Below are 14,770 nucleotides of genomic sequence, written 5' to 3'. Positions count from 1 at the left end.
TGGGTCCGGGTTGAAACCACAAAAAAAGGCAGGGGAGGGCTCTGGCGCAAGAACGGAATTATAAAACTTCAAGGTGGCGGGTCGTATGACAGAAATTTGTATTTTCGACGCTGCACTTCCATACAGCCTTTATGAAGAAAACAATTACTCTTTTAGCTTCCTTAACCGTTGCCATTGCCCATAGCCAATCCGTCCCGAATAAAAATTCAGTTCCTGAAAATTTTCTGAAAACCTACCAGGCTCCGATTTTTACGGATGCCGAACGGCTCAGAAAACTGGAAGCAGCTTATCCGGTGGCTGAAAAGCTGTACCGCGATTGGGCCGAGAAGGCTCATTTTCCGGGTATGGCTTTTGGAATTGTGGTGGATGGAAAGTTAATGCATTCCGGCGGGTTCGGCTACACGGATGTAGCGAAAAAAACGGTGGCTACATCGAAGTCGCTGTTTCGTATTGCTTCGATGACCAAGAGTTTTACGACGATGGCCGTTCTAAAGCTGCGGGATGAAGGGAAATTGCGTCTGGATGATCCGGCTTATTTGTACGTTCCGGAGCTGAAAAACCTGACCTACGTGACCCGTGATTCGCCGCTCATTACCGTTCGGAATTTGATGACGCACTCGGCGGGTTTCCCTGAAGATAATCCCTGGGGCGACCGCCAGTTGAGCGATACCGAAAAAGAGTTGACCGATTTGATCAAAGGTGGCCTATCCCTTTCGAATGCGACCGGCATCGCCTACGAATACAGCAATCTGGCTTTCGCAATGCTGGGACGGATTATCACCACGGTATCTGGAAAGCCTTACCAGCAATACATTACGGACGCTATTCTAAAACCGCTGGGCATGAACAGCACGGAATGGGAATACACCAAAGTACCAGCCAATTTGCTGGCGCATGGGTATCGTTGGCAGGGCGAGCAGTGGCAGGAAGAAGAACTGCTGCACGATGGGTCGCACGGAGCCATGGGCGGCCTCATTACTTCAATTGACGACTTTGCCAAATACATGGCTTTCCACCAGTCGGCGTGGCCACCGCGTAGCGATGCCGAAACGGGGCCGGTAAAACGCAGCTCCGTGCGCGAAATGCAGCAGCCCTGGACGTTTAACAACCTGGCGGCGGGCTTCAAATATCCCAGTGGCCGGGCTTGTCCCATGGTGAGTTCCTACGGTTACGGCCTGCGCTGGAGCCGCGACTGCGAAGGCCGGGTAATGGTCGGACACACGGGAGGCTTGCCCGGTTTCGGAAGCCAATGGTGGGTGCTGCCCGAATACGGAATTGGCGTGGTCGCTTACGGAAACTTGACCTACGCGAGCATGGGCAATGTAAACTTTGCGGTATTGGATACGCTCATCAATCTGGCTGGTTTGAAAACGCGACAACTGCCCGTTTCTCCCATTCTGGCCCAGCGAAAAGCCGAGCTGGTGCAACTGCTGCCCGACTTCACCAAAGCCGAAGCCAGTAAAATCTTTGCCGAAAACTTCTTCCCCGACCTACCCGTTGAGCTACGCCGGAAAGCCATTCAGGATTTATACGCCAAAGTCGGTAAAATCAAACAGGTTGGGGAGCTTATTCCTGAAAATCAGCTTCGGGGGCGCTTTCTGCTGGAAGGCGAGCGCGGCAAAATCAACGTTTTTTTTACGTTGACACCCGAAAATCCGGCTCTGATTCAGCAACTGGATTTTAGAGAAGTTACCCAATAAAGAAACCCTTATTCTGATGCTCCGTCCAAATCCCCTGATTGCTTTTTTTACATTACTGATTCTCATTGGCCTTTCCGTATGGAGTATTCTGCTGGTGCGCCCAATCGACGCCTTGCCGGAAACCGCATCGGCTACTGAGTTTTCAGCGGGACGGGCCATGCGGCATGTACGGCAAATTGCCAAAGAACCGCACGCGATGGGGACGGCGGCCCATGCCGTTGTGCGTTCGTATTTGGTGAATCAGTTGCGTCAGTTGGGGTTACAGACCGAAATTCAGGACACAACCATTGCCAGTCCCAACCTGAACAGCGCCATCGGGCACGTTTACAATGTTGTTGGTCGGCTAAAGGGAAAAGGCGCCGGTAAGGCCATTTTGTTGATGGCTCATTATGATTCTCAGCCTAATACGCCCGGAGCGGGTGACGATGCTTCCGGCGTGGCCGCCATTCTGGAAACGATGCGGGCCATCAAGCAGGGAGGAGCGCTTCAGAACGACATTGTGGTGCTGATGACGGACGGCGAGGAATATGGTTTGTATGGAGCTAGTGCTTTTCTGCGCCATCCCTGGGCCAAAGACGTTGGTTTTGTGGTAAATCTTGAAGCTCGCGGAAACAGTGGCCCGAGCATGACGTTTGAGATTAGTCCCGAAAATGGCTGGATTGTGGAGGAGTTTGCCAAAGTGGCTCCCCGGCCTTTTGCCAGTTCGGTGATGTACGAAGTGTATCGGGTGCTGCCGAATTTTACGGACTTTACTGTTTTTCGGGATGCGGGTTATGTGGGGGTAAATTCGGCCTTTATCGATGGGTTTGTTCATTATCACAAATGGACGGATAATCCCGATAACCTCAATCAGGCGAGCTTGCAGCACCACGGCAGCAACATGCTGGCCCTAACGCGGCACATAGGCAATCTTTCCTTGGCCCAAACCAAAGCGCCCGATAAAGTATTTTTCAATCCGGTGGGGAGCTGGCTGGTGCAATATCCCATGAGCATGAACCTGTTATGGGTTGGCTTACTAACGGTACTTTTTGGTCTAACGATTGTGGTAGGGCTGAAAAAAGAAGCCTTAACGCTTTGGCAGACGTTTAACGGAATGCTACTTTACGTGCTGATTTTGATTGTGGTACCCGGCGTATTTTTTCCCATAAATAGTCTGGTAATGCAGCTAATGCCCCAGTCGCACCTCATGAACGGTGTATACGGTTCGAACGCCTTTTTTGTAGCTTATCTGTTGTTAGCAACGGCACTTTTCCTGCTGCTCGTTCGGTTAATTCTGCGCCGATTGCGTTTGTTTTCGCTTCAGGTGGGGATTTACGGGCTATTTTTTCTCATTACGGTTGTCTTATTTGCCTTCTTACCTTCGTCCAATTACTTAACGCTCTTTCCGCTCTTTTTTAGCCTGCTGGGCACGCTGCTTATTTTCAGTCTGGATCTGCACCGGAAAGATCCGGGCGTTGCCTACAATGTCATTTTGATTCTGGCGGCCTGTCCCGCGATTTTCTTGTTGATGCCCGTCACCCAGTTATTGTCAGTGACGTTTGCGTTGCAACTACCCACCGGAACTATGGCTGGATTAACACTAATCCTGGGCCTGCTCGTGCCTTTACTGGCCGTCATTGACCGAAGTTTTCGCTGGAAAACGGTTCCGGTTTTGCCGATAATCCTTGCGGTATGTGGTTTTTTCCAGACTGCATGGGCCATTTACGGCGAACGGCCTACCCCTAGTCGCCCGGTGCATAGCCATGTTAGTTATTACTTAAATACCGATACGAAACAGGCGCTCTGGGCTTCGCTGTTTACGAAAACGGATGATTGGAACAAACAATTTTTCCCGTCGTCCAGTCGGGGTAAATTATCCGAAATATATCCAACATCGTCGGTTCTATACCTCAAAAACAAAGCCGAATTAATTGATCTTCCAGCCCCTATGGCAACGTTGCTGAATGAAACTGCCACGGCAGAAGAACGTCAGTTAACCATTCTCTTGCGTTCAAATCGAAACGCCGCGCACATGGAACTGGTTCTACAGCCTTCGTCAGAAAGTGACCTGCTTGGAGCCACGTTGAACGGTGAGGCATTACCCAAGAAAGCCATCGAAACCGCGGGTGGAAAGGTTTTTTACGCCATTTTGCACGGTCTGCCTCCTACGAAAGAAGCGACGCTTCAAGTGCGGCTAAAACCGCAGAAACCGCTTCGTCTGTTGCTTTACGACCAGACAATCGGCTTGCCAGCCCAACTGGTGAAAGTACCTCCTCCCGCCCACGTTATTCCGGAGCAGGGGCGGAGCAGTAACCTGACGGTTGTACGAAAGGAATACAGTTTTTAGGTATTATAAACATAGAAGATACCATGCAAGCAGGCAACTTACTGAGTTTCATTCCTTATATACTTCCAGATGAGCTTTTTGAAGAAATCGTATCCACAAAAAATGTGCGCATAGAGCGGATTATTTCGAAAGGCCACGCTTCGCCGGAAGGCTTCTGGTATGATCAGGAGGAAAACGAATGGGTAATGCTGGTTAAAGGAGAGGCGGCTTTGCAAATAGAAGGGCAGGAAGAACGGATTATCCTACAGGAAGGCATGTATTTCACGATTCCTGCCCACCTGAAACACCGCGTTGAATGGACAAAAGAAGGGACGGAGACAATCTGGTTAGCCGTTTTCTATTAGAATCTAGCCTTATAAAAAAGCCGCCACTTCGTTCAAAGTGGCGGCTTTTTATCTTGTAAATGGCTGATTAATTGGCTTTTTTGCCAGCTTCCTCGGCGGATGCCAGCTTGATTGCTTCGTAGAGATTAACAACCGCGCCCGTTTTTGACAGGTCGGCAAAGTCAACCAGTTCCGTTGATTCTGGACGAATGACTTGCGTGTGGTACACAATGGCTGATTTCTCAATAATGCGCTTCAAATCGGCATAATTCAGCTTGGGGAAATACGATTTCAGCACCGCAGCAACCCCGGCAACGACCGGAGCAGCCATGCTCGTGCCGCTCAGATTTTCGTATTGGCTACCAGGCGTTGTTGAATAAATGGCCGAACCCGGTGCAAAAACATCCACCGTTTTACGGCCATAATTCGAGAAAGGGGCCACCAATCCTTTGTCGTTGCGGGGAGTCGTTGCGCCCACCGTAATCAGGTTGGGAATGGCCGACCCGTCCATAAACCGATCCGAGGGGAAACTAGCCGTTGTATCCAGTAATTTGCTGTCGTTACCTGCCGCATGAACCAGCAGTACACCTTTTGACAGCGCATAACGCATGGCTTCGTCAACCACTTTGCGCTGGGGTGAGTAATCTTTTCCGAAGCTCATATTGATAATTTGCGCTCCGTTATTAACCGCGTAGCGGATGGCGTTGGCAACGTCTTTGTCGCGTTCATCACCGCTAGGCACGGCCCGAACGGCCATGATGCGTACTTGATCGGCTACGCCCTGAACCCCCAAATTATTGGAGCGGTCTGCGGCGATAATACCGGCTACGTGCGTGCCGTGCATGGGATCAGGCCCCATAACGTCGGCGTTTCCGTAGGCGGTTTCATTCACATTATCCGGGTTATCACCCACAATGGAACGCGTATCGAAGTCGGGGTTATAGGCAAAATCCACGCGTGATTTTAATTCTTCCAGAGTCCGGCCCAGTTCTTTTTGCAACGCCTCAACGTCGGTATAACCTTGCTCGGCCAGCAGGCCATAAATCGCACCAGCCTGCTTCTTAACCATTGGGTTTTCAATGGAGGGATTATTCAGCGCGGCAGTGTCCAGTTTAGTAGTTCCCAGGGCCTTTTTCAACAGTTCCGTAATCATCTGGAACTGGCTGTTAAAGCTATTGATTGATTCGTATTGTTGTTGGTATTCAGCGCGTTTGCTTTCGACTTCTTTCTTGAGCTTTACGTACTGATCGTATTCTTTCTGCTGAGCTGGTTTCAAAGAAGCCCGGGATTTGGCCGCGTAAAGGGTGCGCAGACGCGCGTATAGGCGGGTTACCTCAGCTGTTTCGTAATGCACATTTTTCCCGTCTTTACCGCCAATAAAATTCCAGCCGTGGATGTCATCCACGTAGCCATTTTTATCGTCATCGATCCCATTTCCGGCAATTTCCTTGGGGTTCGTCCATAAAATCTGCTTTAAATCTTCGTGGGTTGAGTCGATGCCCCCGTCGATCACGGCAACGATTACGGGCGTAGGCTTGCGGTTTTGCAGTAATTCGCGGTAGGCTCGGTCGGTGCTTACGCCCAGCGTTGTATCTGCTTTAGGATCAAGATGGAACCACTGTTTGGATTGTGCCTGGCTAGCAACTGTTCCCAGAAGGAGGGCTGTAGAAAAACTAAATACGTGGAAAACGAACTTCTTAAAGGCCATATATTTAATCAAAGAAGAGATAGTCTTTTGGTATAACGGTAAAATTAAGCAACGCGTTTCATGGCGCACTTATTTACTAAATCCTACCAAATATTAATTCTGTCTAGTTGCAAGATAGCGACCTTATTCAGTAAAACGTAAGGAAAATTTACGGTAAGGCATAGGGCCTTCGAAGAATGGCTCCCCTTCAGCTTCCCGTCCCAAGCGACGGCCTGGTTCATTGAGTGGCCGGATCTAGCCAACGGGTAAACTTTATGCGATCCTCTAAGACGCGATAAATCCAGCCTTACTTGCAGACCATACACCGAATTCAAATATATTGCCGATGGGTTTTGAGGCGAAAAGTATATCTCAGTGCTGTATTTACTAATAAGTAGTTTACCAAATGGAATCCGTTGAGGCTATCTTTTTCGAATCAGTTCTGGACCGTTTTACAGCGCGTGGCGGCCTTCATTACATCGATGTACCCAGCGAGGCTTCCCAGCCATTCATCAGCCAAAATGTCTCGCGAATCCTGTGTTCCATTGACGACAAAGTGGAGTTTCACTGTGCGCTGATGCCCAAAGGAGATGGCACGTTTATCATCAGCGTTGGAACGCCGATTCGGGCGCAGGCGAAGCTGAAACTAGGGCAGAAAGTGAAGGTTGTTATTCGAAAAGACGAAAGCGAGTATGGCCGGAAGATGCCCGACGAGCTAAAGGAACTCCTGTTGATCGATGAGGAAGGGAATCGGCGTTTTCACGCGCTGACCCCCGGCAGGCAGCGGGCCATTCTCTATTATGTAGATGGTGCCAAAAGTGTTCAGGTACGCATTGATCGGGCCATTAAGATGATTGACCGGCTGAAGGTTGGTAAAGAACATACTTAGTTTTGGGAACTCTCCGGGATCGATTTAGTTGTATTAGAGAAGTACAAATTCCAGGGACAACCACACCACATGACTGCCTCTGACGCAGCAATGACCAAACAAGTTCATCAGATTAAGCATTTTCTGTTAAGCCAGTATTTTTCGGATGGCTTACGGGTGACGTTTGCGCTGCTTGTCCCTTCCCTTATTTTTTACAATTTAGGCCAGTTTCAGACGGGCGTTACCCTATCGATGGGGGCCGTATTTGCGAGTATAGCGGATGCGCCGGGGCCGGTTCACCACCGGCGTAATGGAATGCTGGCCAGTTGTGGCTTTGCCTTTGCCGTGTCGCTCGTGACGGGTTTTGCCCGCCTCAACGGCTATGTTCTGGGTGCTGAAGTGCTGCTTCTGACCTTTTTCTTTTCCATGTTCAATGTCTATGGCAACCGGGCTGCCGCCGTTGGGTTGGCTGCGCTCTTGTCGCTGGTGTTGTTCATGGACCGCCCCGGTGAGCTGACGCAGGTGCCGTTACAAAGTGGTCTGGTACTGCTTGGTGGACTTTGGTATACGTGCCTGAGTTTGTTGCTATACCGGCTTCAGCCTTACCGTTCGGCCCGGCAGGCGCTAGGTGAAAGCATTCGCGAGATTGCCCAGTTTCTGGCCATAAAAGCCCGGTTTTACGATCAAAAAACGACATTGACGGACGACTATCGCCTGTTGGTAGCCCAGCAGGTAAAGGTCAGCGAGAAGCAGGATGCCGTGCGGGAACTCTTGTTTAAAGGGAGGCAGCTGGTCAAAGAATCGTCGCCAACGGGGCGGGCACTCGTGCTGACGTTTGTGGATTCGGTGGATTTATACGAACAGATTACGGCAACCTACTACGACTACAACCTGCTTCGGGAGCGCTTCGGGGAAACAGGTTTGTTGAGCGACGTATCGGCTTTAATTAGCCAGATGGCTAGTGAGTTCGATCGGGTGGGGTATGCCATTCAATCCAATTTGCCGTACCGCCGGAAAGTCGATTTTATACCGCAGCTTGAACAGTTAAAAGCCCGCATCGACGCCATTGGCGAGGAAGATAAAACAGCGAGCAATCTGGTACTCCGAAAAATTCTGGTGAACCTGCGGGTGCTTAATCGGAAATACACGGACATGCTGGTCTATTTTGATGCCCAGCAGTCCCGACAACAGGTGTCACTTACGCATCTGGAAATGAATCGCTTTGTCTCCCACCAGGCGATTGACCCGAAATCCATTCTGGACAACATTACGAAGCAGTCGGTGGTATTTCACCACGCGGTTCGGGTGGCCTTGGCTTGTCTGGTTGGGTTTATTGTTGTTCGGTTATTAAATCACGGTCCCCATAGTTACTGGGTGCTGCTGACCATTATTGTAATCTTGAAACCAGGCTTTAGCTTAACCAAAGAACGAAACGTGCAACGCATCATCGGGACACTGGCGGGTGGGTTGATCGGGGTCACTGTGCTTTTGCTGGTCGAGGACCAATCAATTCGGTTTGCGTTTCTGGTGGTATTCATGATTGTTTCGTATAGCTTCCAGCGGACGAATTACATCGTTATGGTGCTTTTTATGACGCCTTTTATTCTCATTCTCTTCAGTATGATGGGAGTTGGGTTCTGGGGCGTTGCCGAGGAGCGCGTGCTGGATACGTTGCTGGGATCGGTTATTGCTTTTCTGGCGAGCTATCTCCTATTCCCCGACTGGGAGGCGGAGCAACTGACCCAGCTTATGCAGGAAGTCCTCGACGCCAACATTAATTACCTGCACAAACTGGCCGAACAGTTGTCTGGTAAATCCGTTAAGCTGGTGGATTATAAACTGGTTCGTAAACAGGTTTATGTTAGTTCGGCCAACTTGTCGGCGGCGTTTCAGCGCATGATTTCGGAGCCTAAGAACAAACAGCGGAACCGAAAGGAAATCCACCAGTTTGTGGTGCTAAATCACCTGCTCACGTCAAACATTGCCACCCTGACTTCGGGACTGGCCAGCAAAGAGTTGCCCACTGCCCAGGAGGATATTTTACGTCCGGTTCGGCGTTCGCTCGGTGTGCTTCAGGAAAGCCTGAAAAAGTTCGACCCAACCCGGACGCCGTTCCCGGCTGAGCCATTGATTGCGGAAAGTTCTTCCCCTGAAAAAAGCAGCCTGAACACTGACGAACACTTTTTGAAAGAGCAGTTGGAGTTTATCCAGCGGGTCAGTACAGACATCGCGAAAGTAACAACGGCGGTATTAAAATAGCCATTTTCAAAACGTGGCAAGGCTTATTTGGTCAATCAGTAACGCAGGGCTATTTTTGCTTAAATCTGATTTACCTGCCGTTTTACTTCGTCAACTATGTCTAAATTTCTCCTACTGCTTGCCTGTTTAATGCCAGCCTTGCTTTTTGGGCAAAAGCCGGGCCAGCTGGTTTCCCGCTACGAACGAACCAACTTTCAGGAAACAGCCACCTACGCCGAAATCATTGATTGGTACAAGGCGCTGGACCAGCAATACGAGCAGGCTAAACTCATCGAAGTTGGCCCTACCGATGCGGGTAAGCCCCTGCACCTTTTTCTCGTTTCGGCCGACAAAAATTTCTCGGCGACCTCTAACAAAGTAACGGTTCTGATCAACAACGGCATTCACCCCGGTGAGCCGGAAGGAATCGACGCGACCATGCTTTGGGCGCGGGACATGCTGAAAGCCAACACGCTTCCCAAAAATGTGCTGTTGCTGATCGTTCCGGTTTACAACGTTGGCGGCTGCCTGAATCGCGGAATTTCGCGAATCAATCAAAATGGACCCATTGAATACGGTTTTCGGGGGAATAGCCGAAATTACGATTTGAACCGCGATTTTATCAAAACCGACAGCGAGGAGGCAAAATCCTGGCAGCGGATGTTTCAGACCTATAAACCGCATATTCTGGTCGATAATCACACCAGCAACGGAGCCGATTACCAGCATATATTAACCTACTTCGCTACGCAGAAAGACAAGTTGCACCCGGCGGTTTCGGGCTACATGACCCAGAAACTGCAACCCGAACTGGACCAAGCGCTGACCAAACGTGGTTTTGAGCCCGTGCCTTACGTCAATAACTTTTCGAATACGCCGGAAAGCGGCATTGAAGGATTCAACGATGCGGCACGCTACAGTTCGGGATACGCGGCGCTGTTTAATTGCATTGGCTTTGTGGTGGAATTGCACATGCTGAAAGACTATCCGTCGCGGGTGCGGGGAACGCGGGCGTTTATGGAAGAGGCGGTGCGGATCGTACAGCGGGACGCGTCGCAACTCATCGCAAACAAACAGAAAGCGGATAAAGCCCTTCAGGAGCAAACCACGTTTGCTATCGCCTGGAAAATTGACAAAGCCAAAGGGGAGTCTATCCGGTTTAATGGCTTCGAGGCGAAGTATAAGCCCAGCGACGTTTCGGGTTTGCGGCGCTTGTGGTACGACCGTTCGGCTCCGTTTACGAAGCAAATTCCCTATTGGAATCATTTTGTTCCGGCGGTGCAGATCGAAAAGCCCAAAGCCTACCTGATTCCGCAAGGCTGGATGGAGGTGATTAGTCGGCTGGAGCGAAATGGGGTCAAACTACAACGCCTACCGAAAGACTCGCTGGTCACGGTGGAAACGTACTACATCACCGACTATAAAAATGCGCCGCGTCCGTTTGAAGGACATTATGTCCACACAGGCGTTGAGGTTCGGAAGGAAGAGCAGAAAATTCAATTTTACAAGAATGACGTATTAATCAGTACCAATCAGGTGGCCAATCGGTATTTGATTGAAACGCTGGAACCGCAGGGAACCGACTCGTTTTTTGCCTGGAATTTCTTTGAGGTAATTTTAGGTCAGAAAGAGCATTTTTCCAGCTACGTTTTTGAAGATGTAGCCGCCGAATACCTGAAATCGCATCCCGAAGTGCGCAAAAAACTGGACGAGCGCAAAGCGGCCGATAAAGCATTTGCCGAAAGCGCCGCCGCGCAACTTGACTTTATTTACCGAAATTCGCCTTATTACGAAAAAACGCATAACCGGTACCCCGTGTATCGAATTCAGTAACGCAAAATCCTATAAACAACCATGAAAAAAGTACTGCTTACTTTATCCGTTCTCTTGCTTGGCTTGGCCCGTGTGCAAGCGCAGGAGGCGGCCAAAGCTCCAGCTCCCCGCATCTACGATCCGAAAGCGGATGCTCAGAAAGACATCAAAGCGGCGGTTGATAAGGCCAGCAAAGAAGGCAAACACGTGCTGCTGCAAATCGGCGGGAACTGGTGCATCTGGTGCCTGCGCTTCAACAACCTGACCACTACGGATTCGACTCTGCATACGTTGCTGGACAAAAATTACGTGGTGTATCACCTCAATTACAGTCCGGAGAACAAAAATGAGGCAGCATTGGCGCAATTGGGCTACCCGCAGCGTTTTGGCTTCCCGGTATTTGTGGTACTAGACGGCAAAGGCAACCGCCTGCATACGCAGAATTCGGCTTATCTGGAAGAAGGGAAGGGTCACAGTCCCAAAGTGGTCGGGGAGTTTCTGAACAACTGGTCGCCCAGGGCTATTGATCCCAAGTCGTATACAAAGTAAGAGGTCATTAATTAGTAATATGGGTCAGGACAGGTGTTCCTGACTTTTTTTGTATTATTTCCACAACCTGATCGATCCAGTCAGTCGTATTTGTGAGAGTAATATCAGGCTCGATTCCATAATCTTCGTATTGTAGAAGTTTTTTAGTGCCTTGCATATCGGTCGGGTAAACTTCCAAATTTCCGCTTGGTAGCTTTTCCCGTTTCCCGTAGTTGCTCCCGTAGGTCAGCATTCCTTTCGTGGTTTGACCGACAACCGTTGACGATTTCCACTTTTTTAGTTTTAGCAGGAAAATTTCAGCCTGACTCAGCGTACCGTTATTGATCAACACGTAGATGTTGCCTTTTCTGGCATATTTTTTCAGCAGTTTCCGATAACTTCGAGTCGCACTTTCGGCTCCGCCCTCGTTGTTCCTTATATCTAAAATTAGGTTTGGAGTGGTGAGTTTGTTTTGAATCGTGTCATAAAATGCCTTTGATTTTTGTCTGGTTGATTGGTTAAGCTGAAAAGACCCAACTCTGATATAGAAAATGTCTTTATTGAGCCATTTCGATTGAAACTTGGGAGTAGCCGGAGGAAGGTTTACAAAATCAACCTGACCAAGATGTTTGGAGTAAGCCGTCGAGTTGTAAGAACCGTAAAAAAGCGCATTTACTAATGTATAGTTTTTGTACTTTTCGGTGGAATAAAGAAAAAACTTCTTGGTTAATGGATGGCCATAAATAGCTTTGAATAAATTGGGGCCTTGTTCGTATAGGTGAATAGCTATCTGGCCTTTTTGCCACAGATTGATAGCCGACTCCAACACAACACCGATGTATTCCTTGTCTGTATGTTTGAATAGACCAACCGTATAAAATTTGTCGTAATAATAGATTCCTTCGACGGACTCGGCTGGTTTTTGGGCTAAAACGGCTTTTAATGAATCGAGGTTGGTATGCCAGACTGGGTATTCAGCGAACTCCTGGCTTGCTACAAATTTTTCGATGCCCTCCTTTGTTTTAAAGATTTTGTAATCAGGGACTTGATAAATTGCCAGGTGATTGTCGCGCAGTGGAAAAAGAAGCTGCGATAGATTGTAAAAATAGTGGTAACTAGTTGGGGGATTCAACGAATCGGCGCGCAATTGCTCGTATAAATTATCGTAGGCCATTAGTTTATCGCCTTTTATTTGATCTTTGTAGGACGGTGTTTTCTGTAAAACAGTTTTCAGCGCCTTCAGGTCTGCCAGATAAGAACTGGTTTGTGCCTGCGAAATACCCGTAAAAAAGACGAAAATCAACGCTAGTCGTAAATTCATTAAGATCATGGTTGGGATTTTACACCTAACAAGCCCTAAAGGTACCAGGTGGATTTGTAGAACGGTTGAAAATGATACAGTAATAAAAAGTAATTTTCGTATTTATTGACTTTATGAGATTTTTGCTGACTGTTTTTCTAGTTTGTAATTTGTTAATAGGTTTTGCCCAGCAAACGCCTAAGCCGTTCCTGACCTTGAACGTGATGTCGTTCAATATTCGCTTCAACACGACCGAAGATGGTCTGAATGCCTGGCCCAACCGCAAGGAAATAGCCGCGAAAACCGTGGCCGATTATGGCGTAGACATCGCGGGCGTTCAGGAAGCGTTAGCCGGGCAAATCGCCGATCTACAAGACCAATTGCCAAATTATAGTTGGATTGGCGTCGGGCGTGAGGATGGAAAAGCCAAAGGTGAGTTTGCGCCGATTTTTTTCAAGAAGAGCAAATTTGAGATCGAGAAGCAAGGCACATTCTGGCTGTCGGAAACCCCGGAAGAAGTCGGTAGCAAAGGCTGGGACGCGGCCATTATGCGGGTCGCCACGTACGGCATTTTTCGGGATAAGCAGTCGGGAACGAAGCTGTTTGTGATAAACACCCATTTCGATCACGTGGGCGAGCAGGCCCGGCAGAACAGCGCCAAATTACTGATTAGAAAGATCAACGAATTGAGCGAAGGACTGCCTGTAATCCTAACGGGCGATTTCAACACACCGGAAACTTCGCCAGCCGTTCAGACCTTGACGACAGACGCGGCCTTCAAGTTGACTAATTCCGAAAAACTCTCCGAAGAAGCCCACACGGGCGGCACGACCACGTTCAATGGCTTCAAAACCGACCAGCGCGGGGCAGCCATCGACTTTATTTTTGTAGGCCCCGGCATCGACGTAAAGCGGCACGATTACCTGCCCATCATGAAAGAAAACATCTTCGTGTCGGATCACTGGCCCGTGCTGAGCCGCCTGTCGATTCCGGTGAAGTTATAGCCAGTTTTTCTTTTTAAATATCCAGATCGTAACGAGCGAAGATAAAGCCATCAGTCCAATAGCGAACAGGTAGCCATACTGCCAGTTCACTTCGGGCATATTGGCAAAATTCATTCCGTAGATGCTGGCAATAAGCGTGGGCGGCAGGAACACCAGCGATAGAACGGTGAATATCTTAATGATCTGGTTTTGCTCAAGATTGACCAAACCAAGAAACGTATCCTGCAAAAATTCCAATCGTTCGAAAATGAAATTCGTGTGTTCGATCAGGGAATTAATGTCTTTAATCAGCGTGCGAAGCCGGCGCTGTTCCAGGTCATTGAACCAGCCGTCGGAGCGGATCATGGCGGAAATAACGCGCTGTTTATCAACTACATTCTCCCGAATCAGCATTGTCAATTCCTGGTAGTCATTGATACGCAGCAGCATCTTCTTATCCAGCTTGGCATCCAGATCCAACTGGCGGTTAATGGCCTTGACCTCCTGCGAAACAGCTTCGATTAAGTCGGCATCATAATCAACGCGAGATTCGAAAATGTTGATCATAATCTGCGCCCCGTCGTCGAAAACCGCCCGGCGGGATTTGATTTTCTTGACCGTATCGGCAAACGATTTCAGGTCGGCGTGGCGGTAGGTAAACAGCACATCGTCCTTGAGCATGAAGCTGACCGGCACGTTAATGTAACGCTGCTCCTTATCGGGAATTAGAAAGTTGGAGTTGGCAATCAGGTGTTCATCTTCCTCGATATACCGCGAACTGCTTTCGATTTCCAACTGTTCCTGCTGCGACAAAAAATCAACGTCAAACTTTTCTTCAACGCTTTTGATCTCTGTTTTGGAAGGGTTCTGCAAATCGACCCAGAGGGTGCGTTCGGTATTGGAAAACGATTCAATGTCTTTGACTTTTCGAACGGCGGTTTCGTCTTGCTGGAAGATGCGGATCATACAGGCTGGCCTTAATTTTGACCAAAGTTAAGGCTTCGG

At 49.0% G+C, this 14,770-nt stretch carries 11 protein-coding genes; 8 read left to right on the top strand and 3 right to left on the bottom strand.

Annotated elements, in window-relative coordinates; genetic code table 11:
- The first annotated feature begins 131 nt into the window (after window positions 1-131).
- The 3 genes from L0Y31_RS16970 to L0Y31_RS16960 are packed head-to-tail and all read left to right on the top strand — an operon-like array spanning window position 132 to window position 4,370.
- A complete protein-coding gene (locus L0Y31_RS16970) occupies window positions 132-1,700 on the top strand; it encodes a serine hydrolase domain-containing protein (RefSeq protein ID WP_234734273.1) in 1,569 nt (522 codons plus the stop codon).
- 16 nt (window positions 1,701-1,716) lie between these two features.
- On the top strand, window positions 1,717-4,026 hold the full coding sequence (locus L0Y31_RS16965; protein WP_234734272.1) for a M28 family peptidase: 2,310 nt from the start codon (window positions 1,717-1,719) through the stop codon (window positions 4,024-4,026).
- A gap of 23 nt (window positions 4,027-4,049) precedes the next feature.
- On the top strand, window positions 4,050-4,370 hold the full coding sequence (locus L0Y31_RS16960) for a cupin domain-containing protein (RefSeq protein WP_234734271.1): 321 nt from the start codon (window positions 4,050-4,052) through the stop codon (window positions 4,368-4,370).
- Window positions 4,371-4,437: 67 nt separating this feature from the next.
- Here L0Y31_RS16960 and L0Y31_RS16955 read toward each other — a convergent pair whose 3' ends face one another.
- Window positions 4,438-6,057 (bottom strand): S8 family peptidase, encoded by a 1,620-nt coding sequence (locus L0Y31_RS16955; protein WP_234734270.1) that lies wholly within the window; start codon window positions 6,055-6,057, stop codon window positions 4,438-4,440.
- Window positions 6,058-6,442: 385 nt separating this feature from the next.
- Here L0Y31_RS16955 and L0Y31_RS16950 point away from each other — a divergent pair, with 385 nt between their 5' ends.
- The 4 genes from L0Y31_RS16950 to L0Y31_RS16935 all read left to right on the top strand — a co-directional run bounded on the left by L0Y31_RS16950 (window position 6,443) and on the right by L0Y31_RS16935 (window position 11,503).
- Complete coding sequence (locus tag L0Y31_RS16950; RefSeq protein WP_234734269.1) at window positions 6,443-6,925, top strand: DUF1905 domain-containing protein; 483 nt, start codon at window positions 6,443-6,445, stop codon at window positions 6,923-6,925.
- A 69-nt stretch (window positions 6,926-6,994) separates the two neighbouring features.
- Window positions 6,995-9,163: an FUSC family protein gene (locus tag L0Y31_RS16945; RefSeq protein ID WP_234734267.1), complete on the top strand. Its 2,169-nt coding sequence runs from the start codon at window positions 6,995-6,997 to the stop codon at window positions 9,161-9,163.
- A 96-nt stretch (window positions 9,164-9,259) separates the two neighbouring features.
- Complete coding sequence (locus L0Y31_RS16940) at window positions 9,260-10,975, top strand: M14 family metallopeptidase (protein ID WP_234734265.1); 1,716 nt, start codon at window positions 9,260-9,262, stop codon at window positions 10,973-10,975.
- A gap of 21 nt (window positions 10,976-10,996) precedes the next feature.
- The gene (locus L0Y31_RS16935; RefSeq protein WP_234734264.1) at window positions 10,997-11,503 is read left to right on the top strand and encodes a thioredoxin family protein; all 507 of its coding nucleotides are present in this window, start codon (window positions 10,997-10,999) and stop codon (window positions 11,501-11,503) included.
- 7 nt (window positions 11,504-11,510) lie between these two features.
- On the opposite strand, the gene L0Y31_RS16930 is transcribed toward L0Y31_RS16935, so the two are convergent.
- Window positions 11,511-12,803 (bottom strand): S41 family peptidase, encoded by a 1,293-nt coding sequence (locus tag L0Y31_RS16930; protein WP_234734263.1) that lies wholly within the window; start codon window positions 12,801-12,803, stop codon window positions 11,511-11,513.
- A gap of 113 nt (window positions 12,804-12,916) precedes the next feature.
- On the opposite strand from L0Y31_RS16930, the gene L0Y31_RS16925 reads away from it, so the two are divergent.
- Complete coding sequence (locus tag L0Y31_RS16925; RefSeq protein ID WP_234734261.1) at window positions 12,917-13,786, top strand: endonuclease/exonuclease/phosphatase family protein; 870 nt, start codon at window positions 12,917-12,919, stop codon at window positions 13,784-13,786.
- On the opposite strand, the gene corA is transcribed toward L0Y31_RS16925, so the two are convergent.
- Entirely contained in the window at window positions 13,781-14,731 is a 951-nt protein-coding gene (gene corA, locus L0Y31_RS16920; protein WP_234734260.1) for a magnesium/cobalt transporter CorA, read from the bottom strand. The genes L0Y31_RS16925 and corA overlap by 6 nt on opposite strands.
- Window positions 14,732-14,770 lie beyond the last annotated feature (39 nt).

The organism is Tellurirhabdus bombi, from assembly GCF_021484805.1.
Classification (GTDB): Bacteria; Bacteroidota; Bacteroidia; order Cytophagales; family Spirosomataceae; genus Tellurirhabdus; species Tellurirhabdus bombi.
Note: the sequence above shows the minus strand (reverse complement) of the source record. Positions and strands in the feature narration are given on the sequence as shown.